This is a genomic window from Pseudomonas sp. H3(2019) (assembly GCF_007713465.1).
Classification (GTDB): domain Bacteria; phylum Pseudomonadota; class Gammaproteobacteria; order Pseudomonadales; family Pseudomonadaceae; genus Aquipseudomonas.
Genome location: NZ_VMSG01000013.1, coordinates 74,172 through 100,965, shown reverse-complemented (window position 1 = coordinate 100,965; position 26,794 = coordinate 74,172). Strand labels below are relative to the sequence as shown.

30 protein-coding genes are annotated in these 26,794 nt (G+C 59.3%); 11 read left to right on the top strand and 19 right to left on the bottom strand.

The features are described from left to right. Positions 1-76: 76 nt before the first annotated feature. On the bottom strand, positions 77-1,750 hold the full coding sequence (locus tag FPT12_RS14890; RefSeq protein ID WP_145017032.1) for a DEAD/DEAH box helicase: 1,674 nt from the start codon (positions 1,748-1,750) through the stop codon (positions 77-79). 421 nt (positions 1,751-2,171) lie between these two features. Between FPT12_RS14890 and FPT12_RS14885 the strand changes: the two genes are divergently transcribed. Then, entirely contained in the window at positions 2,172-2,963 is a 792-nt protein-coding gene (locus FPT12_RS14885) for a crotonase/enoyl-CoA hydratase family protein (protein ID WP_145017029.1), read from the top strand. A 25-nt stretch (positions 2,964-2,988) separates the two neighbouring features. Here FPT12_RS14885 and FPT12_RS14880 read toward each other — a convergent pair whose 3' ends face one another. After that, positions 2,989-3,744, bottom strand: a complete 756-nt coding sequence (locus FPT12_RS14880) for a spermidine synthase (protein WP_145017027.1) — start codon at positions 3,742-3,744, stop codon at positions 2,989-2,991. A gap of 156 nt (positions 3,745-3,900) precedes the next feature. Here FPT12_RS14880 and FPT12_RS14875 point away from each other — a divergent pair, with 156 nt between their 5' ends. Continuing rightward, positions 3,901-5,247: a class II 3-deoxy-7-phosphoheptulonate synthase gene (locus tag FPT12_RS14875; RefSeq protein ID WP_145017025.1), complete on the top strand. Its 1,347-nt coding sequence runs from the start codon at positions 3,901-3,903 to the stop codon at positions 5,245-5,247. Between the two features lie 44 nt (positions 5,248-5,291). Here FPT12_RS14875 and FPT12_RS14870 read toward each other — a convergent pair whose 3' ends face one another. Continuing rightward, the gene (locus tag FPT12_RS14870) at positions 5,292-6,515 is read right to left on the bottom strand and encodes a winged helix-turn-helix domain-containing protein (RefSeq protein ID WP_145017023.1); all 1,224 of its coding nucleotides are present in this window, start codon (positions 6,513-6,515) and stop codon (positions 5,292-5,294) included. Between the two features lie 64 nt (positions 6,516-6,579). Further along, complete coding sequence (locus FPT12_RS14865) at positions 6,580-6,795, bottom strand: DUF1127 domain-containing protein (protein ID WP_145017153.1); 216 nt, start codon at positions 6,793-6,795, stop codon at positions 6,580-6,582. Between the two features lie 96 nt (positions 6,796-6,891). Here FPT12_RS14865 and FPT12_RS14860 point away from each other — a divergent pair, with 96 nt between their 5' ends. Then, a complete protein-coding gene (locus FPT12_RS14860; protein ID WP_178098773.1) occupies positions 6,892-7,746 on the top strand; it encodes a LysR substrate-binding domain-containing protein in 855 nt (284 codons plus the stop codon). Here FPT12_RS14860 and FPT12_RS14855 read toward each other — a convergent pair. The 3 genes from FPT12_RS14855 to earP all read right to left on the bottom strand — a co-directional run bounded on the left by FPT12_RS14855 (position 7,736) and on the right by earP (position 10,426). Then, positions 7,736-8,470, bottom strand: coding sequence for a sulfite exporter TauE/SafE family protein (locus tag FPT12_RS14855; RefSeq protein WP_178098775.1), 735 nt, complete (start codon positions 8,468-8,470; stop codon positions 7,736-7,738). The two genes, FPT12_RS14860 and FPT12_RS14855, sit on opposite strands and share 11 nt — an antisense overlap. A gap of 204 nt (positions 8,471-8,674) precedes the next feature. Beyond that, positions 8,675-9,244, bottom strand: coding sequence for an elongation factor P (locus tag FPT12_RS14850; RefSeq protein WP_032626910.1), 570 nt, complete (start codon positions 9,242-9,244; stop codon positions 8,675-8,677). A gap of 48 nt (positions 9,245-9,292) precedes the next feature. After that, entirely contained in the window at positions 9,293-10,426 is a 1,134-nt protein-coding gene (gene earP, locus FPT12_RS14845; protein ID WP_145017017.1) for an elongation factor P maturation arginine rhamnosyltransferase EarP, read from the bottom strand. Between the two features lie 122 nt (positions 10,427-10,548). On the opposite strand from earP, the gene FPT12_RS14840 reads away from it, so the two are divergent. Next, positions 10,549-10,950: a hypothetical protein gene (locus tag FPT12_RS14840; RefSeq protein ID WP_145017015.1), complete on the top strand. Its 402-nt coding sequence runs from the start codon at positions 10,549-10,551 to the stop codon at positions 10,948-10,950. Between the two features lie 2 nt (positions 10,951-10,952). Next, complete coding sequence (locus FPT12_RS14835; protein WP_145017013.1) at positions 10,953-11,435, top strand: GreA/GreB family elongation factor; 483 nt, start codon at positions 10,953-10,955, stop codon at positions 11,433-11,435. Positions 11,436-11,447: 12 nt separating this feature from the next. Here FPT12_RS14835 and cysB read toward each other — a convergent pair whose 3' ends face one another. The 5 genes from cysB to FPT12_RS14810 form a co-directional block, all read right to left on the bottom strand. Then, a complete protein-coding gene (gene cysB / locus FPT12_RS14830; protein ID WP_003183769.1) occupies positions 11,448-12,422 on the bottom strand; it encodes an HTH-type transcriptional regulator CysB in 975 nt (324 codons plus the stop codon). 113 nt (positions 12,423-12,535) lie between these two features. Further along, complete coding sequence (locus tag FPT12_RS14825) at positions 12,536-13,036, bottom strand: universal stress protein (RefSeq protein ID WP_145017011.1); 501 nt, start codon at positions 13,034-13,036, stop codon at positions 12,536-12,538. Between the two features lie 93 nt (positions 13,037-13,129). Further along, complete coding sequence (locus FPT12_RS14820) at positions 13,130-14,035, bottom strand: 5'-nucleotidase (RefSeq protein ID WP_145017009.1); 906 nt, start codon at positions 14,033-14,035, stop codon at positions 13,130-13,132. A gap of 23 nt (positions 14,036-14,058) precedes the next feature. After that, entirely contained in the window at positions 14,059-15,021 is a 963-nt protein-coding gene (locus FPT12_RS14815) for a putative 2-dehydropantoate 2-reductase (protein ID WP_145017007.1), read from the bottom strand. Further along, a complete protein-coding gene (locus tag FPT12_RS14810; protein ID WP_145017005.1) occupies positions 15,018-15,404 on the bottom strand; it encodes a thioredoxin family protein in 387 nt (128 codons plus the stop codon). Before FPT12_RS14810 ends, FPT12_RS14815 begins: the two co-directional genes overlap by 4 nt. On the opposite strand from FPT12_RS14810, the gene FPT12_RS14805 reads away from it, so the two are divergent. After that, positions 15,403-15,846 (top strand): PilZ domain-containing protein, encoded by a 444-nt coding sequence (locus tag FPT12_RS14805; RefSeq protein ID WP_145017003.1) that lies wholly within the window; start codon positions 15,403-15,405, stop codon positions 15,844-15,846. The two genes, FPT12_RS14810 and FPT12_RS14805, sit on opposite strands and share 2 nt — an antisense overlap. 131 nt (positions 15,847-15,977) lie before the next feature. Next, positions 15,978-17,054, top strand: a complete 1,077-nt coding sequence (locus tag FPT12_RS14800; RefSeq protein ID WP_054596341.1) for a 3-deoxy-7-phosphoheptulonate synthase — start codon at positions 15,978-15,980, stop codon at positions 17,052-17,054. Between the two features lie 64 nt (positions 17,055-17,118). Here FPT12_RS14800 and FPT12_RS14795 read toward each other — a convergent pair whose 3' ends face one another. Further along, the gene (locus tag FPT12_RS14795; RefSeq protein WP_019692933.1) at positions 17,119-17,400 is read right to left on the bottom strand and encodes a GNAT family N-acetyltransferase; all 282 of its coding nucleotides are present in this window, start codon (positions 17,398-17,400) and stop codon (positions 17,119-17,121) included. Between the two features lie 635 nt (positions 17,401-18,035). Here FPT12_RS14795 and oprI point away from each other — a divergent pair. After that, positions 18,036-18,287, top strand: a complete 252-nt coding sequence (oprI, locus tag FPT12_RS14790) for an outer membrane lipoprotei OprI (RefSeq protein WP_002553018.1) — start codon at positions 18,036-18,038, stop codon at positions 18,285-18,287. Positions 18,288-18,413: 126 nt separating this feature from the next. Here oprI and FPT12_RS14785 read toward each other — a convergent pair whose 3' ends face one another. The 3 genes from FPT12_RS14785 to FPT12_RS14775 form a co-directional block, all read right to left on the bottom strand. Beyond that, on the bottom strand, positions 18,414-19,382 hold the full coding sequence (locus FPT12_RS14785) for a L,D-transpeptidase family protein (RefSeq protein ID WP_145017001.1): 969 nt from the start codon (positions 19,380-19,382) through the stop codon (positions 18,414-18,416). A 103-nt stretch (positions 19,383-19,485) separates the two neighbouring features. After that, the gene (locus tag FPT12_RS14780) at positions 19,486-19,779 is read right to left on the bottom strand and encodes a hypothetical protein (RefSeq protein WP_019692935.1); all 294 of its coding nucleotides are present in this window, start codon (positions 19,777-19,779) and stop codon (positions 19,486-19,488) included. 58 nt (positions 19,780-19,837) lie between these two features. Beyond that, positions 19,838-20,443 carry an arylesterase gene (locus FPT12_RS14775; RefSeq protein WP_145016999.1) on the bottom strand — a complete coding sequence of 202 codons (606 nt, stop codon included), beginning with the start codon at positions 20,441-20,443 and terminating at the stop codon, positions 19,838-19,840. 10 nt (positions 20,444-20,453) lie between these two features. On the opposite strand from FPT12_RS14775, the gene FPT12_RS14770 reads away from it, so the two are divergent. The 3 genes from FPT12_RS14770 to greB are packed head-to-tail and all read left to right on the top strand — an operon-like array spanning position 20,454 to position 24,176. Beyond that, complete coding sequence (locus FPT12_RS14770) at positions 20,454-21,140, top strand: ABC transporter ATP-binding protein (RefSeq protein WP_145016997.1); 687 nt, start codon at positions 20,454-20,456, stop codon at positions 21,138-21,140. Next, positions 21,140-23,644 carry an ABC transporter permease gene (locus tag FPT12_RS14765; protein ID WP_145016995.1) on the top strand — a complete coding sequence of 835 codons (2,505 nt, stop codon included), beginning with the start codon at positions 21,140-21,142 and terminating at the stop codon, positions 23,642-23,644. The genes FPT12_RS14770 and FPT12_RS14765 overlap by 1 nt, the downstream gene beginning before the upstream one ends. A 34-nt stretch (positions 23,645-23,678) precedes the next feature. Continuing rightward, positions 23,679-24,176, top strand: a complete 498-nt coding sequence (gene greB, locus FPT12_RS14760; protein ID WP_054596336.1) for a transcription elongation factor GreB — start codon at positions 23,679-23,681, stop codon at positions 24,174-24,176. Between the two features lie 8 nt (positions 24,177-24,184). On the opposite strand, the gene FPT12_RS14755 is transcribed toward greB, so the two are convergent. From FPT12_RS14755 to FPT12_RS14745, 3 genes are all read right to left on the bottom strand, one after another. Further along, on the bottom strand, positions 24,185-24,493 hold the full coding sequence (locus FPT12_RS14755) for a class I SAM-dependent methyltransferase (RefSeq protein WP_145016993.1): 309 nt from the start codon (positions 24,491-24,493) through the stop codon (positions 24,185-24,187). 258 nt (positions 24,494-24,751) lie between these two features. Beyond that, positions 24,752-25,186, bottom strand: coding sequence for a DoxX family protein (locus tag FPT12_RS14750; protein ID WP_123427792.1), 435 nt, complete (start codon positions 25,184-25,186; stop codon positions 24,752-24,754). A 103-nt stretch (positions 25,187-25,289) separates the two neighbouring features. Beyond that, a complete protein-coding gene (locus FPT12_RS14745) occupies positions 25,290-26,711 on the bottom strand; it encodes a transglycosylase SLT domain-containing protein (RefSeq protein WP_145016992.1) in 1,422 nt (473 codons plus the stop codon). Positions 26,712-26,794: the final 83 nt, after the last annotated feature.

Here is a 26,794-nt window from a genome sequence, read left to right as displayed (position 1 = left end):
ATACAAAACTGCAGGAAAAAAAATCCCCGAACCAGTCGGGGATTTTTTATGTGCGATCAATCAGCCCGAGAGCGGATCAATCTTCGCGATAGCGACGCAGTTTCAGCTGCTTACCGGCAACGCGAGTGTCCTTCAGTTTGGTCAGCAGACGCTCCAGACCATCTTCCGGCAACTCGACCAGGCTGAAGCTGTCACGCACCTGGATACGGCCGATTGCTTCACGAGCCAGACCACCTTCGTTGAGGATGGCGCCCAGCAGGTTTTTGGCAGCGATACCATCACGCGCACCCAGCGCGGTACGGCAACGAGCACGGCCTTCGGCCAATGGGATCGGAGCACGACGCTCGCGGTCACCACGGTCCGGACGATCACCGGTACGCTCTGGACGATCGCCACGCGGTGCGTTGTTCGGCACCAGTGGACGTTCTTTCTCGATGGCAGCCAGGGTCAGCGCCTGAGCGTTGGTAGCCTTGCGCAGCAGAGCAGCAGCCAGTGCACGCGGGGTGCAACCGATGTCGGCAGTCAGGCGATCCAGCAGATCACCGTGAGTCGATTCGGCATCGGCCACCAGCGGCGACAGGCTGTTGGTCAGTTTCTTGATGCGTGCATCGAGAACAGCTTGAGCGTCTGGCAGGCGAACTTCAGCAACCTTTTGACCGGTTACACGCTCGATCACTTGCAGCATGCGGCGTTCACGTGGAGTCACCAACAGCAGTGCACGACCTTCGCGACCGGCACGGCCGGTACGGCCGATACGGTGAACGTAGGACTCTGGATCGTACGGCATATCAACGTTGAAAACGTGAGTGATACGCGGAACGTCCAGACCACGAGCAGCAACGTCGGTCGCCACAACGATGTCCAGACGGCCATCCTTGAGGGAATCGATCACGCGCTCACGCTGGTTCTGGGCAATGTCACCGTTCAGCGCAGCGGCTTTGTAGCCTTTGGCTTCCAGGGCACTGGCCAGGTCCAGGGTCGCTTGCTTGGTACGCACGAACATGATCAGCGCGTCGAAGTCTTCCACTTCCAGCAGGCTCAATACAGCCGAGGTCTTCTGGTCAGCGTGAACCAACAGGTGAGCCTGTTCGATCGCGGTAACGGTCTGAGTCTTGGTCTGGATTTTCACGTGCTGCGGATCACGCAGATGACGCTCGGCGATGGCACGGATCGACTGCGGCAGGGTAGCCGAGAACAATACGGTCTGACGGGTTGCCGGCAAGGCCTTGAAGATAACTTCCAGGTCGTCCATGAAGCCCAGTTTGAGCATTTCGTCAGCTTCGTCGAGAACCAGATGGTTCACGGTCGCCAATACTTTTTCGTCACGACGCAGGTGGTCGCACAGACGGCCCGGAGTGGCGACAACGATCTGTGCGCCATTACGGATTGCTTTCAGTTGCGGGCCCATAGGCGCGCCGCCGTAAACGGCCACAACGGTAACGCCCGGCATTTGCTTGGCGTAGGTTTCGAAAGCGGTTGCTACTTGCAGCGCCAACTCACGGGTTGGCGCCAGGATCAGGGCTTGCGGTTCGCGCTTAGCAGGATCGATGCGATGCAGGATCGGCAGGGCGAACGCAGCGGTTTTACCCGTACCGGTTTGCGCCTGACCAATCATGTCGTGACCGGCCATGATGATCGGGATCGATTGCTGCTGAATAGCCGAAGGCTCTTCGTAGCCAGTCGCGATGACGGCTGCAAGAATATTCGGATTAAGGTTAAAAGCGGCGAAGCCGCCGGTTTCCTGGGTCATGGGTCTGCCTCTAAGTGCATCCGCAAAGACCCATGCTCCAAAGCTGCGCATGCCGTGTAAGACTCAAGAGTCGCCCTGGCTGCTTTGTCGGCGGGGATTTGCGAAAACGAATGAATGAAAAAGATTCGTCAAGGAAGAGTCCGCTGTGCGGACGTGCAGCCGAAGCTGACTTCGGGGAATTGCGCTACCTAAACGCGGCCTGGCTAAAGACCGGCGCGCACTATACCGGAATTCACCAAAAAAGGGAGCTTTATTTGTCGGAAAAACCCGGCATACACCGTTGTGTCACAGGCTTTGCGGATAATCGTGCGACGGTCTATTTTTCAAAAGCCCGGCCCTGTTGGTCATGACACTTAAACGGTTCATCTTTCAGGCCATGACCTTTGGTCTGAGCCCCCTTCCCCGCCCGAGGAAATACCCCATGAATCAACCTGATTGCAGTCGCGTCAGCCGTGAACGACGCGGTCATGTCCTGTTGATCGGGCTGGACCGGATGGCCAAGCGCAATGCGTTTGACCTCGATCTGCTCAACGCACTGAGCCTGGCCTATGGCGAGTTCGAAGCCGACAGCGAGGCCCGCGTTGCGGTGGTGTTCGGTCACGGCGAGCACTTTACCGCCGGGTTGGACCTGGCGAGTGTCAGCGCGGCACTGGCCGAAGGCTGGCAAGTCCCGGCCGGCGGTTGCGATCCGTGGGGGGTGTTCGTTGGCCCAAGGGTCAGCAAACCGGTGATTGTTGCGGCCCAGGGTTATTGCCTGACCATTGGCATCGAACTGATGTTGGCCGCCGATATCAACCTCTGCGCCAGCAACACCCGTTTTGCGCAAATGGAAGTGCAGCGCGGCATCTTCCCCTTTGGCGGGGCAACCCTGCGTCTGCATCAGATAGCCGGCTGGGGCAATGCCATGCGCTGGCTGCTGACCGGCGATGAGTTCGATGCCCACGAAGCGCTACGTCTGGGGCTGGTGCAGGAGGTGATGGCCAGCGAAGACCTGTTACCTCGCGCGATCGAGCTGGCAGAACGCATTGCCAGGCAGGCGCCGCTGGGGGTTCAGGCAACCTTGCTGTCGGCGCGCCTGGCCCATCTGGAGGGTGAAACAGCGGCGGCATTGGCTTTGCCAGCACTGGTCAAGAAGTTGCTCAACAGTGAAGACGCCAAGGAAGGCGTGCGATCGTTGATCGAGAAACGCCCGGGCGTGTTCAAAGGCTGCTGACATTGCCTTTGTGGCTCGCCAGAATTCACGTCGCCGGACGAATCGCCTTGATCAGTGACTGCAACGAATACCCCAACCGCGGCGCCAGCGCTTCGGCGCGAGCGGTCAATCCTTGCATGTCCAGTTCCTGGTCAAGGTCGGCTGGCACGATCAGGATCACGTTGCCCTCCTTCACCGGCAGTTCCCAATAATGCCGGTGATAGAGCCCACGCAGTAATGCCGCACCCAGTGGCTTGCCGTCATCGGTCGCCCATTGATTGATCACCAGCCAGCCGCCCGGATTCAGGCGTTTTTGACAGTTTTCCAGAAAGCCCCAGGCCAAATGGCCGACACCCGGCCCGACATCGGTATAAAGGTCGACGAAAATCAGATCCGCCGATTCAGCCGTCTCGAGCAACTCGAGGGCGTCGCCGATACGGATATACAAACGAGGATCGTCGTCCAGCCCCAGGTACTCGATGGCCAGACGCGGTACGTCCGGGCGCAACTCGATCGCTTCGACGTCGTCCAGCGGCAGGAACTTCAGGCACGCCTGAGTCAGGGTGCCCGCCCCCAGCCCGAGAAACAGCGCACTTTCCGGCTGCTCATGACACAGCGCACCAATCAGCATCGCGCGGGTGTAGTCGTACTCGAGCCAGCTCGGATCGGCAGTGAACACGCAGCTCTGCTCGATGGCATCGCCAAATTCGAGAAAACGGTAATCCGCCACTTCCAGCACCCGGATCATGCCGAATTCATCGTGCACCTCGGCGAGCAGATGCTCGACGCGCTCCTCAGTCATTTCGTCTCCTGGTCGTTGTCGGGTTGATCCCCGGCAACGCAATCATTCGTTCCGCTTGGTGCGGCAAAGGCGCGATTGTCCGCCAAGCTTCGGGAACAGGTCACGCACTAATTGCTGATAACATAAACGTCCGATCGTAAAACATTAGAGTCCACGATGAGCCAACCCTGGAGCCCTGACAGCTGGCGCGCCCTGCCGATCCAGCAACAACCCCACTACCCTGACGCTGCGCATTTGCGGCAGGTCGAGCAAAGCCTGGCCAGTTATCCGCCATTGGTGTTTGCCGGTGAGGCCCGGGAGTTGCGCCGTCAGTTTGCCGAGGTGACCCAGGGCCGGGCGTTTCTGCTGCAAGGTGGCGATTGCGCGGAAAGCTTCGCCGAGTTTTCGGCTGCGAAAATCCGCGACACCTTCAAAGTCCTGCTGCAAATGGCGATCGTCATGACCTTCGCCGCCGGTTGTCCGGTGGTAAAAGTCGGGCGCATGGCCGGGCAGTTCGCCAAACCGCGCTCGTCCAATGACGAAACCATCAACGGCGTGACCCTGCCGGCCTACCGAGGCGACATCGTCAACGGTATCGGTTTCGATGAAAAAAGCCGCGTCCCCGACCCGGATCGCCTGTTGCAGTCCTATCACCAGTCCACCGCGACCCTGAACCTGCTGCGGGCCTTTGCCCAGGGCGGCTTTGCCGACTTGCATCAAGTGCATAAATGGAACCTGGACTTCATCGCCAACTCGGCGCTGGCCGAAAAGTACAGCCACCTGGCCGACCGTATTGATGAAACCCTGGCGTTCATGCGCGCCTGCGGCATGGACAGCTCGCCGCAACTGCGCGAAACCAGTTTCTTCACCGCCCACGAGGCGCTGCTGTTGAACTACGAAGAAGCCTTCGTACGCCGCGACAGCCTGACCAACGATTACTACGATTGCTCGGCGCACATGCTGTGGATCGGCGATCGCACGCGTCAGCTCGACGGCGCTCATGTCGAGTTCCTGCGCGGGGTGAACAACCCGATCGGGGTCAAGGTCGGCCCGTCCATGAACACCGAAGAACTGATTCGCCTGATCGATGTGCTCAACCCCGACAACGATCCAGGCCGCCTGAACCTGATCGCGCGGATGGGCGCAAACAAGGTCGGCGACCATCTGCCGCAGCTGATTCGTGCGGTCGAACGCGAAGGCAAGAAAGTGCTCTGGAGCAGCGACCCGATGCACGGCAACACCATCAAGGCCAGCAGCGGCTACAAGACCCGGGATTTCGCGCAGATCCTTGGCGAGGTGAAGCAGTTCTTCCAGGTTCACGAAGCGGAAGGCACCTATGCCGGTGGCATCCACATCGAGATGACCGGACAGAACGTCACTGAATGCATCGGCGGTGCGCGGCCGATCACCGAAGATGGTTTGTCGGACCGTTACCACACCCATTGCGACCCGCGGATGAATGCCGATCAGTCGCTGGAGCTGGCGTTCTTGATTGCCGAGACCCTGAAGCAGGTTCGTCGTTAGAGGACGAGAGTGATCGTTCCCTCACTCTGCGTGGGAACGATCATTCAGGTCGACTGCGTCAACGCCACCCGCAACCGCGCCGCACTGGCCCGCGAGCAATTGAGCTGAATCTTTTCCAACCCCAACCAACCGGCCATCTGCCGAAGATTCGCCGCCAACGCCTGCATCCCCTGCTCATCCAGGCCCGGATCTTCTTCGTGTACGGCATGCACCGCCAACCGCCCCAACGCCCGTTCCGCTCGAAGGTCAATCCGCGCGGCAATCCGCTCGTTGTGCAAAAACGGCAGCACGTAATAGCCGTAAACCCGCTTGTCTGGCGGCGTGTAGATTTCCAGTCGATAACGAAAATCGAACAACCGCTCGGTTCGACTGCGTTCCCAGATCAACGAATCAAACGGTGAAAGCAACGCGCTGGCTTCGACCTTGCGCGGTACTTTTGGCTCCGGCAGACAGTACGCCGGCTGCTTCCAACCTTGAACCCCGCACACCAGCAACTGGCCATTTTCAACCAGCTCGGCCAGACCGTTGCGGCACTCCGTCAGACTCAACCGAAAATAGTCGCGCAGATCCTTTTCCGTGCCGACACCCAACGCTTTGGCTGCATGCAACAGCAATCCGCGTTGCGCCTCGGTTTCGCCGAGCAGCGGTTGCTTGAGAAGCGATTCGGGAATCACCCGCTCCGGCAAGTCGTAAAGACGCTCGAAGCCGCGACGCCCCGCCACCGTCACTTCGCCGGCTGCGAACAACCATTCCAGCGCATGCTTTTCAGCGCTCCAATCCCACCATGGACCGGCCCGTTCCTGACGCGTAGACAAACTGCCGGCGCCGAGTGCACCCAGCTCCTGGACCGAAGCCAGGACACGGCGAATGGTCTCTTGCTGTTCGCGACCGAAACGCGCCAGCTGCTGATAGATCCCCTCGCCTTGCGCCGCGCGCTGCATGCGCCAACGCATCAAGGGATACATCGACAACGGCAACAACGACGCTTCATGCCCCCAATACTCGAACAACGTACGCCGTCGGCCTTGGCTCCAGGCGGCCTGGTCGAGCAAGTCGGTGGAGTAGTTGCCAAGACGCGAGAACAGCGGAAGATAGTGCGAGCGCACCAGTGCGTTGACCGAATCGATTTGCAAAATGCCCACGCACTCGATCAGGCGGTTGAGCTGAGCGGGCTTGATCGCCGCTGGCGGCTGGCGCCCGGTGAACCCCTGGGCGGCCAGCGCCAGACGCCGAGCCTGTTTGAGGGATAAGGACAGTTCTGCGGGCATGTGCATCTCCTTGTCTGCTCGCAAACTACCTCAGTCTGAAGCTGCTTGTGTAGCGGTTCAGTACTCATTTGTGCATCGGGTCATCCCAGAATGGCCGGACACGTTCATGCTCGACATCGGCACGGCTGATACCGATATCCTTGAGTGTTTCGTCACTCATGCTGCCCAGCAATTCGCGCTCCCGGTGGAGTTCCTGCCAGCGGACGATTTTTTCCAGCCAATGGCTGAAAGAAAACCCATGAAACTTTCCAACCAACACATATCCTTTTTGACCTTTCATCATCTTTCCCTCCATGTAGATAACTGAAGTCTCGCGCCGGCGCTAAGGTCAATCCAACGAATGTTTCTTATGCAACACATCTCGGAGATTGATGAATTGAGCCACTACCCGAGTATCGATACGGATATCCTGCGCACCTTCGTTGCCATTGCCGACCAAGGTGGTTTCACCCGCGCTGGCGAGTTGGTCAATCGCACGCAATCGGCGGTGAGCATGCAGATGAAGCGGCTGGAAGAAGACGTACTGCAACGCCAGTTGTTTCAGCGCGACGGTCGCCAGGTGAAGCTGACCGCCGAGGGCCAGGTGCTGTTGAGTTATGCCCGACGGATCCTGAAACTCCACAACGAAGTCTTCAACACCCTGCGTGAGCCGCGCACGGTCGGCACGGTGCGCATCGGCACCCCGGATGACTATGTCATGCGCTTCTTGCCGGGCATTCTCTCGCGCTTTGCCCAGGCCTATCCGCTGATCCAGATCGAAGTCCATTGCGACTCATCGAGGCAGCTACTGCTGCGTCAGGACCTGGACCTGTCGATCGTCACGCGTGAACCCGGCAGCGAGATCGGCCAGTTGCTGCGCAAGGAACGCTTTGTCTGGGCGCAGGCGCAGTGCTTCAGCCCCAACGAGCAGACGCCGCTGCCTCTGGCGATGTTCAACAGTGATTGTTTTTGCAGGCTTTGGGCCTGCAATGCGCTGGACGCTTCCGGGCGCGAGTACCGGATTGCCTACAACAGCTCGAGCCTGTCGGCGATCATGGCGGTGGTCAGCGCCGGGCTGGCGGTCACTGCGCAACTGGAAAGCCTGATCACTCAGGACATGCGCATCCTCGGCGAGGCTGAAGGCCTGCCCCTGTTGCCCGAAGCCAGCATCATGCTGGTGCGCAACCTGAACAACCCTTCGCCGATCACCGAATGCCTGGCGGAGCACATTGTCGAAGGCTTCAAACTTTAAAGGCGAGCATCACCGCGCAGAGCACCAGAAAGGCGCAGAACAACCCGCGCAGCAAACGTTCCGGCATGGCGTGGGCGACCTTCACGCCCCAGCTGATGCTGAGCAACCCGCCGACCGCCATCGGCAGTGCGATGCTCCAGTTCACTTGATGATGGACCGCGTAAGTCACCAGCGTGACGCCGGTGCTGGGCAAGGCCAGCGCCAATGACAACCCTTGAGCCACCACTTGCGTGGTGCCGAACAGGCTGGTGAGCACCGGTGTCGCCACCACCGCACCACCCACGCCGAACAACCCGCCCATGGTCCCCGATGCAGCGCCCAACACCCCCAGCCAAGGCCACGAGTAACGCATCTGCGAGGCAGCCGGCGCAGTGGCCATGAACATGCGCAGCAGGTTGTAGGCCGACAAGGCGATCAGGAACGCCACGAAACCGATGCGCATCACCTGCGCATCAATGCCCACCGCCCAGATCGAGCCGATCCAGGCAAAGCAGAAACCCATCGAGGCCAATGGCAACGCGTGGCGCAGTTCGATGCGATTGCGCTGGTGATAGCGCCACAGCGCCAGCATCACGTTGGGCACCACCATGACCAACGCCGTGCCCTGGGCAATTTGCTGATCCAGACCGAACAACACGCCCAACGCGGGAATCGCGATCAAACCACCGCCAATTCCGAACACACCGCCTACAGTGCCCAGCGCAGCGCCGAGTACCAGATACATTACTAACTCAATCACTGACGACTCCCCCTCATATCAGGCCTCGCATCCTACGCAGTCGGCACACACAGGGAAACGCGCAGTATTCAGGCGGTTTCGGCCTGGACATCGACCTGCACGTCACTGTCTGAGTGCTCATACCCGATAGACGCGCACAAAAAAGCCCGACTCGATGGTCGGGCTTTTTCTTTCCTGCAAAAACGACGCTTATTTAGCGCGGCCTTTGTAAGAACCGCCTTCGCGGGTATCGATCTCGATTCGGTCACCGATTTCGATGAAGTCAGCAACTTGCAGCTCAGTACCGTTGCTCAGCTTGGCAGGCTTCATGACCTTGCCGGAAGTGTCGCCACGAGCGGAACCTTCGGTGTAGTCGACTACACGCACGATAGTGGTCGGCAGCTCTACGGAAACCAGACGCTCTTCGAAGAAGATCGCTTCGCAAACATCGGTCATGCCTTCTTCAACGAAAGGCAGAACAGCTTCGATGTCTTCGGCGTTCAGCTCGTACATGGTGTAGTCAGTGGTGTCCATGAACGTGTAGGTGTCGCCGCTGATGAACGACAGGGTCGCTTCTTTGCGGTCGAGGATTACGTCGTCCAGTTTGTCGTCAGCGCTGTAAACGATCTCGGTCTTGTAACCGGTCAGCAGGTTTTTCAGCTTGGTCTTCATGATCGCGCTGTTACGACCGGACTTGGTGAATTCAGCTTTCTGAACCAGCCAAGGGTCGTTTTCGAGACGGATCACCGTACCGGGTTTCAGTTCTTTACCAGTTTTCATTGCGAATATCCGAATTTGGATGGGATTTACAAAAATCTAGGCCGCGTATCATATCCAATTTAGGTAAAACTGCACCAGCGCCGAAGCAAGATCGGCCTGCAAAGCCTGTTCCAGACACCATGCCTGGGCGTGTTTTTGCAGTTCTGGCCAGTGTTCCTGCGCCGCAACCCATGCCTGAGCCATTCCAGCACCGGTGTTCCAGGCTCGCCATAACCCGACGAGCGCGGCTTTTGCCGCCGGTGAAAGGCCTGCGGTGTAAACCGTCAGAAAGGCTTCGAGTTTGTCCAGGTGGACATCTTCTTCCTGTTGATAAATATGCCACAGCATTGGCCGGGCCGCCCATTGCGCACGGACGAACGAGTCCTCCCCACGCACCGCGTTGAAATCACAACTCCACAGCAGCAGGTCGTATTGATCCTGTCGGACGAACGGCAACACCTGCACGGTCAACGCACCGCGCACCTGTAATGCGCCGACACCAAGCCCTTCAACGCCCAGCCAGCGCTCGACGTCGCCGAGGATCCGGCCCTCGGGCACCAGCAGATGAGTGGCATGAACGTCGCTCGCCATGACGTCCAGCCAATCGGCCAATCCGGCATTCTCGTAGGCAAATAACGAAATCAGGTGTGCACCGTCGGCGCGATCGACGCCCAGCCCTTGCAGGAATTCGCGCTGCGCCTCAGTACTGTGCTGAAACTGCTCGCGTCGCTCAAGCAGCCCGCGCTCACGCAGCAAGCCGCCAGTACCGGCCTGAAACCCCGGAAAGAAGAAGTACTTCTGCACCTGTTTGTACTTCACCGACGGCAAGCCATGGCAGCCGACGATCCAGTCTTCGGCACTCAAATAATCGAGATTCATCCACAGCGGAGCCTTTTCGCGCGCGGCCATTGCCTCCATATAGGCATGCGGCAACTGACAGGCGAACGCCGCGATCACCACATCGGCGGCCTCTGTCGGCGCCCAGTCGGCCGGCCAATGGCAGACCTCGACGCCTTGCTGCCACTGCCGGGCAGCAGTGATGTCGAGTTCCGGGCACAAGCGTTCGAACGCCCGCAGGTCATCGACCCACAGCCGTACCGCGCAGTGATGCTCGGCCACTAACTGCCTGGCCAGGCGCCAGGTCACGCCGATGTCGCCGTAGTTGTCGACAACCGTGCAGAAAATATCCCAGTCGACTTTCATTCCGGGCTCCGTGGGGCAAAGACCTCAATTGTCCGCATAAATCGTTGCGCGCAGAAGAGCCGACGCCGATTAATCTTCATGCGACAATCGCAGCAGCCCACCACCCTCGCCAGGAGGCAGTCATGCCCTACCGTCCACACGTTCGCCGCACGGTGTCCATCACACTCAGTCCGTTGCAACTGATCGCCAGCATTACGGTGGGTTTGTGGCTGGGATTTTTAGCCATCGCGCTGACCTGCTGGCTGGTGTCGAAACTGCTGTTCAGTGAACAACTCGCCCCGCTTGCCGACGCGGCGCATCGAATAACGCAGCCCAAGTCTGCAGCGGTTGAACCGGCCCCCGAGAATCCGATGTTCGAGCAGTACAAGGAAAACCTGCGCAAACAGGCACAACAGCAAACACTCGATCAGGCACGCAGCAATACCCGCAACCTGTCCAACCCGAAATGCCAGTTCTGGCTACAGCAAGACCAAACCGCGCCCACCGAAAAAAGCCGCGCCAACGTCCAGCAATTCTGCGATTGATCATGAACAAACACACGGTCCACCAGCTGATCCTGGAAAAGCTTGCAGTCGATCTCGACATCGCCGAGCGTGCAGCGCAAACCGCCTACGAAACCGCGACCCACGAAGAAAACATCGCCGAGAACAAGTACGACACCCTGGGACTGGAAGCGTCTTATCTGGCTGCCGGACAAGCCAAACGGGTGGAGGAAATCCGCCAGTCACTGGCGCTGTGCCAGAACCTGACATTGCGCGCTTATGACGATCAGCGCGGGATTGAAGTCGGTGCGCTGTTAGGCCTGGAAGACGAAAAGGGACGCGAACAGTGGCTGTTCCTGGCGCCTGATGCGGCCGGCTTGAAGGTTGATCTGGTGGGGCAACTGATTACCGTCATCACCCCGCGCTCACCGCTGGGCAAAAGTTTGCTGGGCAAGTTCGAAGGGGATGAGGTGGAGATCGTGGTGGCAGGCACTCGGCAACAATTCGCTGTCACCGAGGTAGTGTAGTGGCCTGCGAGATCAATGAACCGGTAGTTCTACGCCGTCGAACAGCTCTTCCAGTTCCTGCTTGTTGTGGCACTGGATGGCTTTGGCCATGACTTCGCGAGTCAGGTGCGGGGCGAATTTCTCGATGAAGTCGCACATGAAGCCACGCAGGAACGTCCCGCGACGGAAACCGATTTTGGTCACGCTGGATTCGAACAGTTCGCTGGCGTCGAGCACCACCAGGTCGTTGTCGAGTTTGGTGTCGACGGCCATTTTCGCCACGATACCGACCCCCAGCCCCAAGCGAACGTAAGTCTTGATCACGTCGGCGTCGGCGGCGGTGAACACCACTTTCGGGGTCAGGCCGCGATGGCTGAAGGCTTCGTCGAGTTTCGAACGACCGGTGAAACCGAACACATATGTCACGATCGGGTATTCAGCCAGGGCTTCGAGGGTCAGCTTCGGCAGCTTGGTCAGCGGGTGACCTTGCGGCACGACAACGCAACGGTTCCAGCGGTAGCACGGCATCATCACCAGGTCACCGAACAGCTCCAGCGCTTCAGTGGCGATGGCAAAATCCACGGTGCCGTCAGCGGCCATTTCGGCGATCTGCATCGGCGACCCCTGGTGCATGTGCAGGGCAACGTCCGGGTATTGTTTGATGAAATTGCTGATCACCGGTGGCAGTGCATAACGCGCCTGGGTGTGGGTGGTTGCAATCGACAGGGTGCCTTTCTTCTCGTTGGAGAACTCCTGAGCGATCTGCTTGATGCTTTCGACCTTGCGCAAAATTTCGCCAGCCGTGGTGATGATTCGCTCACCGGCCGGGGTCACTCGGGTCAGGTGTTTGCCGCTACGCGCGAAAACCTCGACACCCAACTCGTCTTCCAGCAGACGGATCTGCTTGCTGATGCCCGGCTGCGAGGTGTACAGGCTTTGAGCAGTAGCGGAAACGTTGAGGTCGTGGTGCGCCACTTCCCAGATGTAGCGCAATTGTTGAAGCTTCATATGAATCCCTCAAAGCAGATAGACGCCACGGGCATCAGCGACGGTATATAACTATATTAATGGTTTGAAGAATAAATCTAGAACTTTTTCATCAAAAGGCCAGCATTCTCGCCTTAAATATCGCCGTGACGCCGACGCTGCAACAATGGCACCAGGTAAACCGGCACCTGCGACAATTGCAGTACACGCGCAGCAGTCCGTCCCAACGGTGTTTCTCCACCGGCCCCATGGCTGTGACTTCCTAGGATCAACAAATCCACCGAGAGTTTCTGTGCCTGATCAAGAATGACCTGCGACGGGTCACCCTGAAATACTCTGACCGATTGAATCAGCTCCAGGTCCTGCTGCCCCTCCCCCAACTCTTCGCGGAAACTGTCAAATACCCGCTGCTCGATATTGGCCATCACCGTGTTCAAACCCTGGCTGTGAAATTCATTCAAGGCTTGCTCATCGAGATAGCTCTGCAACACCGATTCGGCAAAAAGCCCCATGGGCTCAACGGCGTGTACCACGTACAGATCGGCTTTGAATGTTCGTGCCAATGCCAATGCATGCTGCATCACAAAGGGTGCGTACAGGCCGAGGTCAGTGGCATACAGCATCGAATGGATCATTTGATCTCCTCGAATGCAAAGATGGCGGCGATTAATTCAGCTTAGCAGCGCCACAGCGATACGACGTTCTGCGCAAGGCATTGAACGTTGGGCTTAAACCTTCAGTTCATTGCTGATTCCGTGAGGGACGTGCCCGGTGGCGACTACCTCACGGGCCAACTCGCAGTGGCCTGCCTGGTCGTCGAAAAATACGTCGGCGGCGAAGGCTTCGAGAAATGCAGACTTGGGCAGGCCACCGAGAAACAGCGACTCGTCGAGTCGAATATCCCACTCGCGCAAGGTGCGGATTACCCGCTCGTGAGCCGGCGCCGAACGCGCGGTCACCAGTGCAGTACGGATCGGACAGCTGTCATCAGGAAACTCGCGCTGCAATAAATTGAGCGCTGCCAGAAAGCCTTTGAAGGGCCCTCCGCGCAACGGCTCGCGAGCGGCTTCGCGTTCGTTGGCCTGAAAGGCCTCTAGGCCACCCGACTGATAAACCCGCTCCGACTCATCGGAAAACAACACAGCGTCGCCGTCGAAGGCAATGCGCAACTCTTCGTTGGCGGCGCGGCTCGCACCACCCGACAGAATCGTCGCCGCGGCGAAACCGGCGTCGAGCGCACTGCGCACATCATCGGCATGAGTGGAGAGAAACAGATCGCAGCCGAAGGCCTTCAGGTACGGATACGGACTGCGCCCGCCGACAAACGCCGCGCGGGAAATCGTCAAGCCGTAATGGTGAATCGAGTTGAAGACTCGCAATCCGGTGTCTGCGCTATTACGCGACACGAGCACCACCTCGACCCGCGCCCGACCGAGGCTGGTATTGAGGTTCAACAGTTTTTGCACCAGAGGGAACGCATCACCCGGCTCGAGGATTTCGTCTTCGTGCTCGATCTGATACTGCCGATAAGCTTCGACGCCGCTCGCCAGATAGACCTTGTGGCTTTCGCTCAGATCGAACAGCGCCCGCGAAGAAATCGCCAGCACCAATTTGTCGCCTATCCCTTTTGCCATGCTGCTCCCCCAGGTGAAACGACTTAACCGTTATGCCGATCGACAAAACTCAGGGCCTGATACAAGGCCTCTATTTTCGGTAACCCGCAACCGGCGGCCTTGGCTGCGGCCAATGGCCGCGCATAAATCGCTGCCAGTTCCAGCGGCCGTTTATGCTGGTAGTCGTGGTACATGCTCGGCCAGTAGTCGGGCATTTTTTCGGTGACCTTGAACAGGTGCTCGGCATACCCCGGCGGCATGCTATGGCCACAGGCAAGTGCGCCCTTCACCACTTCAGCCATCAATGCCTGAATCAGTTCACGGCTGCTGTCGTCAGCCATCAGCGGTGTCGTGCTCGCGCCGAGCAAGACCGATAAACCGTTGTAAGGAACATTCCAGACCAGTTTTTGCCAGCGCGCCTGCTGAAGGTTGCTCATCGCCTGCGATTCAAGACCGGCGGTACGAAACAATCCTGCCCCTTGCTCGACAATCGCCTGACGCGCCGTCTCGTCATGAAGCGCCGGCCCACTGTGATAACCCACGTTTACCGCACCGAGCGCCTGATGTTCGATCACTCCCGGCCCCGAACGATGCACGCAGATAAAGCACAACCCACCCAACAAGTGCAGTGAGTCGGGCAACAGATCGCGCAGGCTGTCTTCGACATCCAGGCCATTTTGCAACAGCAGGACCTTCGCCCCCGGCGCCGCCGCCTTGATGATCGCCGGTGCCAGTTCGACGTTGCTGGTGGTTTTCGCACCGACCAGCAACCAGTCGCACAGCGGCATATCGTCGGCCGACGAATAAGCCTGAACCGGATTCAAGGTCAACGCGCCATAGGGCGCGCTGTTGAGTTGCAGGCCGCGCTCGGCGACCGCTGAAAACTCGCTGCGCAACAGAAAGTGCACATCGAATCCGGCCCGCGCCAGCATCACGCCGTAAAAACCACCGATCGCCCCGGTGCCAATAATGCCGATTCTCGGCTTTTCAACTGCTGAGCCCGTCATGGCAACTCCTCTGGATTTCGACTCAGCGCCTGCCCCAGCGCAGCATTCAGTTCGATGCGGGCCAGGCGCGACTGTAGCGCCCCATAAAACTCGCCATCGCGCACGACAAATAGTGCGGGCAAATGAAAGACCTGATAACGCTCTACCGCGCCACCGTTGTTCCCCGCGTCGATCCAGCACAGCTGATCGACATCAAGCTCCAGTTCCGGTAATTGCTGGCGCGCCCAGCGGCAACTGGCACAGCCGACGCTGGTAAAAATCACCAGCGACACACCACTCATCGCCAACAGCCGCTGGTCGGCATCGAAATCGGTCAGCTCGCATTCGACCACTATACTGGGAGAAGCACTGTCGAATGACCGACACTTGGAGTCTGTGTTCATGGGGCGCTTTATTCCTCATCCTGACGATGTGCCTGTCGAGTTAACGTTGCGCAAGCATCAGTGTATTTCTCGGCAAGAGCTGCACACTATCAGTCTCGGAGGCGTGGCTTGCAATTACCACCGCGCCTGGCGCAAGGGAACGGCACTGGAAGTGCGAATGCCGACCCTGAGCGAAAATATCTGTTACCTGGGCTATGTGGCCTGGTGTCTACGACGAAAGCACGGTTATCTGGTCGGCATTGCCTTCATCGACGAGCAGACCCTGTTTAAAGCGCGGATGGGCGAGCAGGTCTGCCAGATTGAACGTTATTGCCGTCAGCAAAAGCCCCAGGCCGAACAACAGGGCGTCGAAGCGCTGGCCCTGAAATGGGTCGACCAGCATGCCACCGAGTACTCCCACGAGACTGTTCACCAGGCTTTTGCACAACCAACGCTGGATTAAACCCGCGCCGCCCATTGTCGAGCCACCGCGTAACGCGCTAAGGTTCGGCTCCCCGCTGCGCTTAAATCATGCTGTGCTCCGCCGCGCGGGGATCGCTGGCGGCCGGCACCCGTGACCTGACGAGTAACACGATGGCTGATTTACCGATCAATGACCTAAACGTCGCCTCCAACGAGACGCTGATCACTCCTGACCAGCTCAAGCGTGATATCCCTCTGAGCGATGCTGCCCTGCGCACCGTGACCAAGGGCCGCGAAGTGATTCGCAATATCCTGGATGGCACCGACCACCGCCTGTTCGTCGTTATCGGGCCTTGCTCGATCCACGACATCAAGGCTGCACACGAATATGCCGAGCGCCTCAAGGTACTCGCCGCTGAAGTGTCCGATACCCTGTATCTGGTCATGCGGGTCTATTTCGAAAAACCACGTACCACCGTTGGCTGGAAAGGCCTGATCAACGACCCGTACCTGGATGACTCGTTCAAGATTCAGGACGGTTTGCACATCGGTCGTCAGTTGCTGCTGGACCTGGCCGAGATGGGTCTGCCGACGGCAACCGAAGCCCTTGATCCGATCTCGCCACAGTACTTGCAGGACCTGATCAGCTGGTCGGCGATTGGTGCGCGCACCACCGAATCCCAGACGCACCGTGAAATGGCTTCGGGCCTTTCCTCGGCTGTCGGCTTCAAGAACGGCACCGACGGTGGCCTGACGGTTGCCATCAACGCCCTGCAATCGGTTTCCAGCCCGCACCGCTTCCTGGGGATCAACCAGGAAGGTGGCGTGTCGATCGTCACCACCAAAGGCAATGCCTACGGTCACGTGGTGCTGCGCGGTGGCAACGGCAAACCGAACTACGATTCAGTCAGTGTCGCGCTCTGCGAACAAGCGCTGAACAAGGCGAAGATCAAGCCGAACATCATGGTCGACTGCAGCCACGCCAACTCTAACAAGGACCCGGCGCTGCAACCGCTGGTGATGGAGAACGTGGCCAACCAGATCCTCGAAGGCAACCAGTCGATCATCGGCCTGATGGTCGAAAGCCATTTGAACTGGGGTTGCCAGGCGATTCCGAAAGACCTCGCCGAGTTGCAATACGGCGTGTCGATCACCGATGCCTGCATCGATTGGACAGCCACCGAAAACACCTTGCGCAGCATGCACGCCAAGCTCAAGGATGTGCTGCCGAAACGTCAGCGCACCTGAGCGTATTCAGCGCACACAAAAACGCCGGGCTAAGCCCGGCGTTTTTTTTATTCGATGATCCTGATCAGAGCTTGGCCGCGTGCCGCTGGTGACGTTCCATGTAGCGCTCCACGTAGGAGCATGACGGAATGACTGTGTAGCCCATTTCCTCAGCGTACTGCAGCGCCTGTTCGGTCAACGCCGCCGCAATACCGCGACCACGCAGCGCGTTGGGCACGAAAGTACGATAGATATCCAAGGTCTGTTTTCCCAGATCCATATAGGTCAGGTAGGCACGATGACCGTCCACATTGGTCTCGAACTGATGACCAGCCTGGTCATGGTGGATGGACAACGCCTCGCTCATCACTACTCCTCGCGGGTCTTGAACTGACCCCTACCTTACCGATGTTTTCCCGGCGAAGGAACCTCTACGCCACCCCGTGTCTGTTTGGACACCGAGAAGAACTGCACCCATCTCGCGCAACCGGACACATTTCGAATAGTAGGCACTAAAAGCTGAAATGCTCAAGGCGCACTTGTCATCACGTCGATTGCGCCGATTCAGCGCAGGGCACGTAGCAGCGGCTCGACCGAACATCTCCCCTGGTCGATAGCCTGAACATTGCCGGATGTTGAGACTTAAGACGAGCCGGGCTTGTTAAAGTCACCTCTACATGCACAAAGAGGCGTGAGCCGCTCCGCAAATTCTGAACAAAAGTGTAGACGAATCGATATAGAGCGACTTTGGCTCTAGAGCGTGAAACAGCCGTATACGTCAGTCAGCTATACCAGCAGGTCGCTCAGGACGGGCTTCCCAGCTGAGTAATTTTTATACAGTGCGATTAAAAGTTGCTCGAAAAAGATTCCGCGCCTACAATTTTTTTTGCTTCTTGCGCTACGTCAGTTTACTTACTACAAGTAATGGGTAGTATGTACGCCGGCTATTTCCTCACTCTGAGGAGACAGCTACTTAATAGAAAGTCCTTGAAGGGGAACACGATGAACAACGTTCTGAAATTCTCTGCTCTGGCTCTGGCCGCAGTTCTGGCTACCGGTTGCAGCAGCGTATCGAAAGAAACCGAAGCACGTCTGACTGCTACTGAAGACGCAGCAGCTCGCTCCCAGGCTCGTGCAGACGAAGCCTACCGTAAAGCTGATGAAGCTCTGGCTGCTGCTCAAAAAGCACAACAGACTGCTGACGAAGCTAACGAGCGTGCTCTGCGCATGCTGGACAAAGCTAGCCGCAAGTAATAGTCCCTCGGGATTGTTATCAAGCCGATCCATTTTTTGGGTCGGCTTTTTTATTGCCCCCGATTTTGCCGAGGGCAATAAAAAACCCGCCGATGCTGTGAGGCCCCGGCAGGTCGTTTGAAACGCTTACTGCAGGTCGAGCGGTACAGCCGACGCCACAGGCGCGGAGGTATTCGGTACAGCGATTTCCACCGGCAGGCCATCTTCAGCAGCGACCACGTCGCGCACCACATCCCAGTTCATGCGCAGGTTGTTGGTGATGTCCTCACGCTTGAGCATCGCGTTGATCACAGCCGTGTGCTTGTCGACCACCGACGGGCTGCCATTGTCGTCCAGTGGCGTATGCGCTTCCAGGTAAACCTTGCCGCCACTCATGCCGAACTTGTACGGGTCGTTGAGGATCCGCACCGACGTTCCCACCGGCACCATGCCGGCCATTTCCAGCACATTGTTGTTGAACATGCGGAAGCAGCCATGGCTGGTACGCATGCCGATGCCGAACTTCTTGTTCGAACCGTGAATCAGGTAGCCCGGTGTGCCCAATGTGAACTTGAACGGCCCCAGAGGGTTGTCCGGACCGGCTGGCACGACGTTTGGCAGTGGATCGCCATCGGCGGCGTGTTCAGCCTTGATCGAGGCTGGAGGGGTCCAGGTCGGGTTCGGTGTTTTGGCAGTGATGCTGGTGTGAGCGATTGGCGAGCCCCAGCCTTCACGACCGATACCCAGCGGGAAGGTGTACACCACGTTCCGGCCTTTCGGGTAGTAGTAGAGGCGATACTCGGCCAGGTTGATCACGATGCCTTCACGCGGGCCTGGTGGCAGGATGAAGCGCGTTGGCAATACGACTTCGGTACCGGCACCCGGCAACCACGGATCGACGCCCGGGTTGGCGGCGACCATTTCCAGGTAGCCCAGATCGTAGGTAGTGCCCAGGTCAGCGAAGGTGTCTTCGTACTTGGCTTTGACTGTTTGCACCTGGCCGACGATATCTTCGCCCGGCGGCGGTAAAGGCAGCTCCAATGCTGCAACGGGACCCGCTACACACAAGGCGGCAAGAGACAAGTAGCGGGTGACGGCAGGAAAGCGCGGCAACATCCGGAACATCCTTCGTATGATCAACAGAGGGTATGGGGGCAAGATTGTACACCGAAGCCCCCGAATTCGGGGAGCCGGGCCGATGGACTACCCTTTGGGGGCTTTACAGCTCGAAGCGCAGCTCAGGCCAGATCGGCGAGGTACCGCGCTTCTGCGACTCCAGAATCGCCCGGCACAGCGAGCACAGTCGCTGGTCCTGAAACACCGTCCGGTCGACGCTCGACCAGCGCGGTTGTGCCGGCAGCAAAGTGCCGCACAGGGTACGGTCGGCCGAGCCGCCCAACTCCAGTTGACGCGTCACCAGATGCACCCGGACTTCCTGGCAGGCGAACAGATCCAGCTGTTCGTCAGGCTCGATCAGTTGGTAGGCAAACAGGGACCAGGCAGGACGCGGCATCGGGGGCTCCAAATCAGGGGGGCGCCACATTAGCCGAAAGACTGCCGCTAGAAAAGCGTCATAACAGCGGTTTTAGCGTAGGCCAGACATTTTCCAGCAACTTGCCCTGCGCCGCGACCGCCGGGTGAATGCCATCGGCCTGCATCAGCTCGGGATTGCCGGCGATTCCCTGAAGAAAAAACGGCACCAGCGGGACTTTTTTCTCCTCGGCCAGATCGCTGTAGACCTTCGCGAAAGCCTCGGTGTAGCGCACCCCATAATTGGGTGGCAATTGCATACCGAGCAGCAGCACCCTGGCACCGCTGGCCCTGGCGTTGTCGATCATCGACGCAAGATTTTGTTGCAATTGCGTTGGCAGCAATCCACGCAACCCGTCGTTGCCTCCCAACTCGAGAATCACCACCTCAGGTTTATGCTCCACAAGCAGCGCCGGCAGGCGTGCCTGGCCGCCGGCACTGGTGTCGCCACTGATGGACGCATTGACCACCGTCTCGGTGAAACCTTCGTGCTTGAGCCGCTGTTCGAGCAACGACACCCACCCTTGCCGGGTATCCAGGCCGAAAGCTGCGCTGATACTATCGCCAACGATCAGGACTGTACCCGCCGCTGCGTTCTGGGCCATGCACATCAAGGCCAGGCCAGCACTCAAAAACCACACACGCATCGGACTCTCCATGGGCGCAAGCATTCTCACTGCGCGGAACCTTAGCAAAGTGGTTCCCAGCGCGGAAGGTGAACTGACCATCCTGCACGAACTCAACCTGGAACTGAACAAGGGCGACAGCCTGGCCATCGTCGGCAGTTCCGGTTCCGGCAAATCCACCCTGCTCGGCCTGCTGGCCGGTCTCGACCTGCCCAGCCGCGGCGAAGTCACCCTTGCCGGACAAGCCCTGAGCAATCTGGATGAAGACCAGCGAGCGCGGATACGCGCCGAGCATGTCGGCTTCGTGTTCCAGTCATTCCAGTTGCTCGACAGCCTCAACGCCCTGGAAAACGTCATGTTGCCGCTCGAGCTGGACGGCCGCAAAGACGCCCGCGAACGCGCCACCGAACTGTTGCGCCGCGTCGGCCTGGGTCAACGTCTAAGCCATTCGCCACGCCAGCTTTCCGGTGGAGAACAACAGCGAGTGGCGATCGCCCGGGCATTTGCTGCCGAACCCGATGTACTGTTTGCCGATGAACCTACCGGCAATCTCGACACGCATACCGGTGAGCACATCAGCGACCTGCTCTTCGAACTCAATAAAGAAAGCGGCACGACCCTGGTCCTGGTTACCCACGACGAACGCCTGGCACACCGCTGCCACCGCCTGATCCGCCTTGAAGCCGGCCTGTTGGTCGTCGACCCTCTGGAGCCTTGATGGCACGTTTGCCGCTGTTACGCCTGTTCAGCCTCGCCATTCGCCAATTGCTGCGCGATGCCCGCGCCGGAGAGCTTCGGGTGTTGTTCTTCGCCCTGCTGGTCGCCGTGGCGGCGAGTACCGCCATCGGTTATTTCGGTGCCCGCCTGAACGGCGCCATGCTGCTGCGCGCCACCGAGTTTCTGGGTGCGGATATGCTGCTGGAAGGCAGCTCGCCCGCCCGCCCGGAACAAATACAATCCGGCAAGGAGCTGGGGCTGCAACACGCTCAAGTAGTGGAGTTTTCCAGTGTCATCGCCACCGACAACGGCATTCAGCTGTCGAGCATCAAAGCTGTGGATGGGATCTATCCGCTACGCGGCCAGCTTAAAAGTGCGCCAGCGCCGTTCGCTCCCGAAGAGGCCGGAGGAAGTCCGAATCCCGGCGAAGCCTGGGCCGAGGCACGCCTGCTGACGGCACTGAACCTGAAGGTCGGTGACACCATCGACGTCGGCATGAAAACCCTGCACCTGACCCGCGTGCTGACCTATGAACCGGACCGTGCCGGCAACTTCTACAGCCTCACGCCCAGGGTAATGATCAATCTCGCCGACCTGGCCGCCACCGGCGTGGTCCAGCCCGGCAGCCGGGTCAGTTACCACGAACTCTGGCGCGGCAGCGCGTCGGCCCTGGAAACCTATCGGGAGTTGATCAAACCGGGGCTTGCGGCCAACCAGCGCCTGCAGGACGCTCGCGACGGCAACCGGCAAATCGGTGGAGCCCTGGGCAAAGCCGAACGCTACTTGAACATGGCCAGCCTGGTCGCCGTGCTGTTGTCCGGCGTTGCCGTGGCGCTCTCGGCAACCCGATTCGCCACCCGCCGCTTCGACGCCAGCGCGCTGCTGCGCTGCCTGGGTTTATCGCGTCGGGAAACCCTGCTGCTGTTCAGCGTACAACTGACCGCGCTCGGCCTGCTGGCCAGCCTCAGCGGCGCCCTCCTCGGCTGGCTCGCGCAGTTGGGGTTGTTCGCCTTGCTGGGTGAATTGCTGCCCAGCGATGTACCACACGGCGGGCTGCTGCCGGCCGCCGCCGGGATCGGCACCGGACTGGTCGCACTTGCCGGATTCGCCTTGCCACCACTGGCGGCACTGGGTCGCGTACCACCGCTGCGGGTACTGCGCCGCGACATACTGCCGATCCCTTCCAGCACCTGGATGGTTTACGGCACCGCACTGGCAGCCTTGGGTCTGATCATGTGGCGCTTGAGCCTGGACCTGCTGCTGACCTTCGCCCTGCTCGGTGGCGGCGTCATCGCGGCACTGGTCCTCGGCGGCCTGTTGCTGCTGCTGCTCAACAGCCTGCGGCGCCTGCTGGCCCGTGCGTCCTTGCCGTGGCGGCTGGGTCTGGGACAATTGCTGCGTCACCCATTGGCGGCGGCGGGACAATCGCTGGCCTTCGGTTTGATTCTGTTGTCGATGGCCTTGATTGCCCTGCTGCGCGGTGAATTGCTGGACACCTGGCAAAACCAGTTGCCTAAAAACGCCCCCAACTACTTCGCACTGAATATTTTGCCCGCCGACAAACAGGCCTTCACTGATCGCCTGATCGAACTCTCTGCTCAATCCGCGCCACTGTATCCGGTGGTGCCGGGACGGCTGATCAGCATCAACGGCGAACCGGTGCAGGGCATCGTCAGCAAGGACACCGAAGGTGATCGCGCCATCCAGCGTGATCTGAGCCTGACCTGGGCCGCCGACCTGCCCGCTGGCAACAGCATCACGGCCGGTAGCTGGTGGTCCAAGCAGCCGACAGACGATGTACCCGGTGTGTCAGTGGAAGGCAAAGTGGCCGAGAGCCTGAAGCTCAAGCTCGGCGATCATCTGATTTTCACCGTCGGCGGGGTCAACCGCGAGGCGCAGGTCACCAGCTTGCGCAAGATCAACTGGGACAACTTCCAGCCGAACTTCTTCATGATCTTCCAGCCCGGCACCTTGAAAGACCTGCCGGCTACTTACCTGACCAGTTTTTACCTGGCGGCCGGTCACGACCAACAGATCATCGACCTGTCACGAGCGTTCCCGGCGGTGACCATTCTGCAGGTCGAGGCCTTGCTGGCGCAGTTGCGCAGTATCCTTGAGCAAGTCACCCTGGCGGTCGAGTACGTGTTGTTGTTCGTGCTGGCGGCCGGTATGGCGGTGCTGTTTTCCGGCTTGCAGGCGACGCTCGATGAGCGCATTCGCCAAGGTGCGCTGCTGCGTGCGCTGGGCGCCGAACGGCAGTTGCTGGTCAAGGCGCGGCGGATCGAGTTCGGCTTGCTCGGTGCGGTCAGCGGTTTACTCGCAGCGCTTGGCTCGGAACTGGTAAGCCTGGTGCTTTACCGCTATGCGTTCGATCTGGCCTGGCATCCGCATCCGTGGCTGCTGTGGCTCCCGGTGATTGGCGCATTGCTGATCGGCGGTGCGGGCGTGTTCGGTACTCGCCGGGCGCTGAATGCCAGCCCACTGACAGTCTTGCGCGAGGGTTGATAAACTTGATGCCTCCTGACCAAAAGAAACTGCAATGAGCCGCTATCGCCCTCCTCGCACCGCTGGCACCGCCCTCATCACGCCCGAGGGCGAAGCGCGGATGCGTGCCGAGTTTCATGAGCTCTGGCATGTACGCCGCCCCCAGGTGACCCAATCCGTCAGCGAGGCTGCTGCGCAGGGCGACCGTTCTGAAAACGCCGAGTACACCTACGGCAAAAAGATGCTGCGCGAGATCGACAGCCGCGTGCGGTTCCTCACCAAGCGGCTGGAAGCGCTCAAGGTCGTCAGCGAAAAACCCAGTGACCCCAACAAGGTCTACTTCGGGGCCTGGGTGACCATCGAAGATGAACACGGCAAAGAGTCGCGCTATCGCATCGTCGGCCCGGATGAACTTGATCTCAAACTAGGCCTGATCAGCATCGACTCACCGCTGGCGCGGGCCTTGATCGGCAAAGCACTGGATGCCGAAGTCCAGGTGCAGACACCTACCGGCGAGCAATTCGTGTACATCGTCGCAATCGACTATCCCTAGGCTGAGCTTCAGCGGCGGGCAATCAACCCTTGGCGCGCAACACGCGTCAGCTGCTTGATCACTTCGGCCGCGTCTTCGGCGCAGGGCGACTGGATCACCGCCAGATCGAAGCTGTCGCTGGCAAAACGCGCCAGCGATTCGCCGTCTTCGACAAACTGGATCAGGAACGCTGCCGGGCCGCCGGTGCGACGTGGCCAGCCATCCAGATAACGCAACAGCGTCGGCTGATGATTACCGCCAAGGAGGATTTTTGGGCTGCGTTGAGTCGGGTGAGCCGTGATCGGCGCGGGACGTACTGGAGGGCGTAGTGCATTCATCGTGTCGTGTCTCTGCCTCAAAAGTCTGCATGGCAGGTGAGAGGCAACACCGAACCAGCGCTTTAGCGGTATTTCGAAGCCTGTTTCAAGCTTCTATCGGTAACTGGATGAGTTACCTGGCGCCCCGCAAGTAGCTGTTTAAATCGGCGCATGGCAAACATCCTAGAGAAGCCGACAGGACAGTGTCAAGAATCTCGCGCAACAAAAAAAAAGACCCGCATTGCGCACAATGCGGGTCTTTTCGTTGAGTCAGAGCGGTCAGCCGGTGATGGCGCGATCTGCCGACAGCTTGCCGGCGCCTTCGATCAGTACGGCGATGCTACCGCCGAGCAAGGCCAGGGCGAATTCATAACCGTTGTTGGCCAAAAACAGACCGTTGTGGATGTGCACCGAGAAAATCGCGACCAGCGAGAGAAAGGTCAGCCCCAGCGCTGCCGGGCGTACCAGCAGACCGATGATCAGTGCCAGACCGGCGAAGAACTCGGTACCACCGGCCAGGATCGCCATCAGGTGACCCGGCGCCAGGCCGATGCTTTCCATGTACTGCGCGGTGCCGGCAATGCCATAACCGCCGAACATACCAAAGAGTTTCTGTGAGCCATGGGCAGCGAAGATGACGCCGACGAAGATCCGCAGAACGGTCAGGCCGTAGCCAGCGCGGGTGGACAGTACCTTGTTGATCAGAGTGCTCATGCTATGTCATCCATTGTGAGTGTGTGTTGGTTGACCGCTATATTAATCAGTAAACATAATGTTAAAAGCGCAAAAAACCCGCCATAACAATCAGTTTAGTCGATCATTTGCGTGAGGCAACTTTCTGCCCTTGAGGCTCCAACGACTCCCGTTCCCGGTCATATGCCAAAAAGTATTTATTCACACTATTAACATAGCTGACAGGACCCATTCCCACCTGCTCCATGGCAATGCGCTCGACCTGGAAAAACCACTGATTGGGGTTCAAGCCGCGGCGCCGGGCCTCGGCACGCATCCCCTGAACACGTTCCGGCCCGATGTTGTAGGCCGCCAGAACGAAAGCCATGCGCTCACGCTCATTGAGCTTGGGGCTGGCGAAAAACTTGCGACGGATCAGCGCCAGGTACTTGGCCCCGGCCTGTACATTGCTGTCCACGGACTGAATGTTATTGACCCCGACCCGTTGCGCCGCCGACGGGGTAATCTGCATCAGCCCGGTCGGGCCACCGCCGCTGCGGGTGTCTGGCTCCAGCGCCGATTCCTTGAACGCCAGCGCCGCCAGGTTCAACCAGTCCATGCCCTGCTCACGGGCGTGTTTTTGCAGGACCGGGCGCAGCTTCTCAAGACGTTGGCGGTCGGCGCGGTCCAGCGGGTAGTGAACCTGATACAGGCGTCGGTAAATACGCAGGAAAGCCACATCCTCATCGGACGGGGTTTTATAGGTTTGCAGGAAGCGATCGATGCTCGCTCGCAACATCGATGCGTCACGACGGACGAACCAGTACTCCTTGCCCGGCTCGCTGATGACCACCTGCCGATCGAAACGCAGCTTGGGCAGGATCTTGCCCCAGCGCTCGGCAATCGGTTGCTCGACGATGGTCAGGTGGAAAATCCCGCCCTGCACCATCTCCAGCACGTCTTCGACCGCCAGGCTCGGGTCGACCCACTCGACCTTGACCGGTGGCAGTTTGTGCAGCGCCAGCTTCTGATTGATCTGGTTGATCGCCTCACCGGCCGCGCTACCGGCGGGCAGCGCCAGGATTTTGCCGGAAAGTTGTTCAAGACGGGTATAGCGGCGCTCGCCCTTGATCCCCACCAGCAGCAACGGCACGTTACCGCCAATCGGCTCGCTGGCACTCACCGCGTGTGCGGACTGCGCTTCGAGCAACTCTCCCGGTGCTACCAGGTCACCCTCGCCGCGCTGCAATGCGCCGAGCAATTGATCCTTGGCTTTGGGGATGATCTTGAGGGAGATTTCCTGGCCGTCACGGGCATGGCCATTGAGGTACTGTTCGAAGGCTCGCAGGCGATGGTATTCAACGCCAATGGTCTGGCCCTGGACCTCGCCGGAGCTGTTGCGGCTCTGATTGACCAGTACTCGCAGCACGCGACTGCCGCGAATTTCCGCCAGATCGCGGACCTTGCCCGACTGAACGGCTTCCAAGGGACCCGCCAACCGCGCAACGGCCGGCATCGGCAGCAGCATCGACAAGCACAGCACTAGCAAAACCTGGAGTCGTGTCATCCGTTCTCCGGAAAGAATACTGTCCAACGTCTCGAATTTTCGAGCAGTGGGTCGACAGAAACAGAGCGCCTGGAGCGCTGACA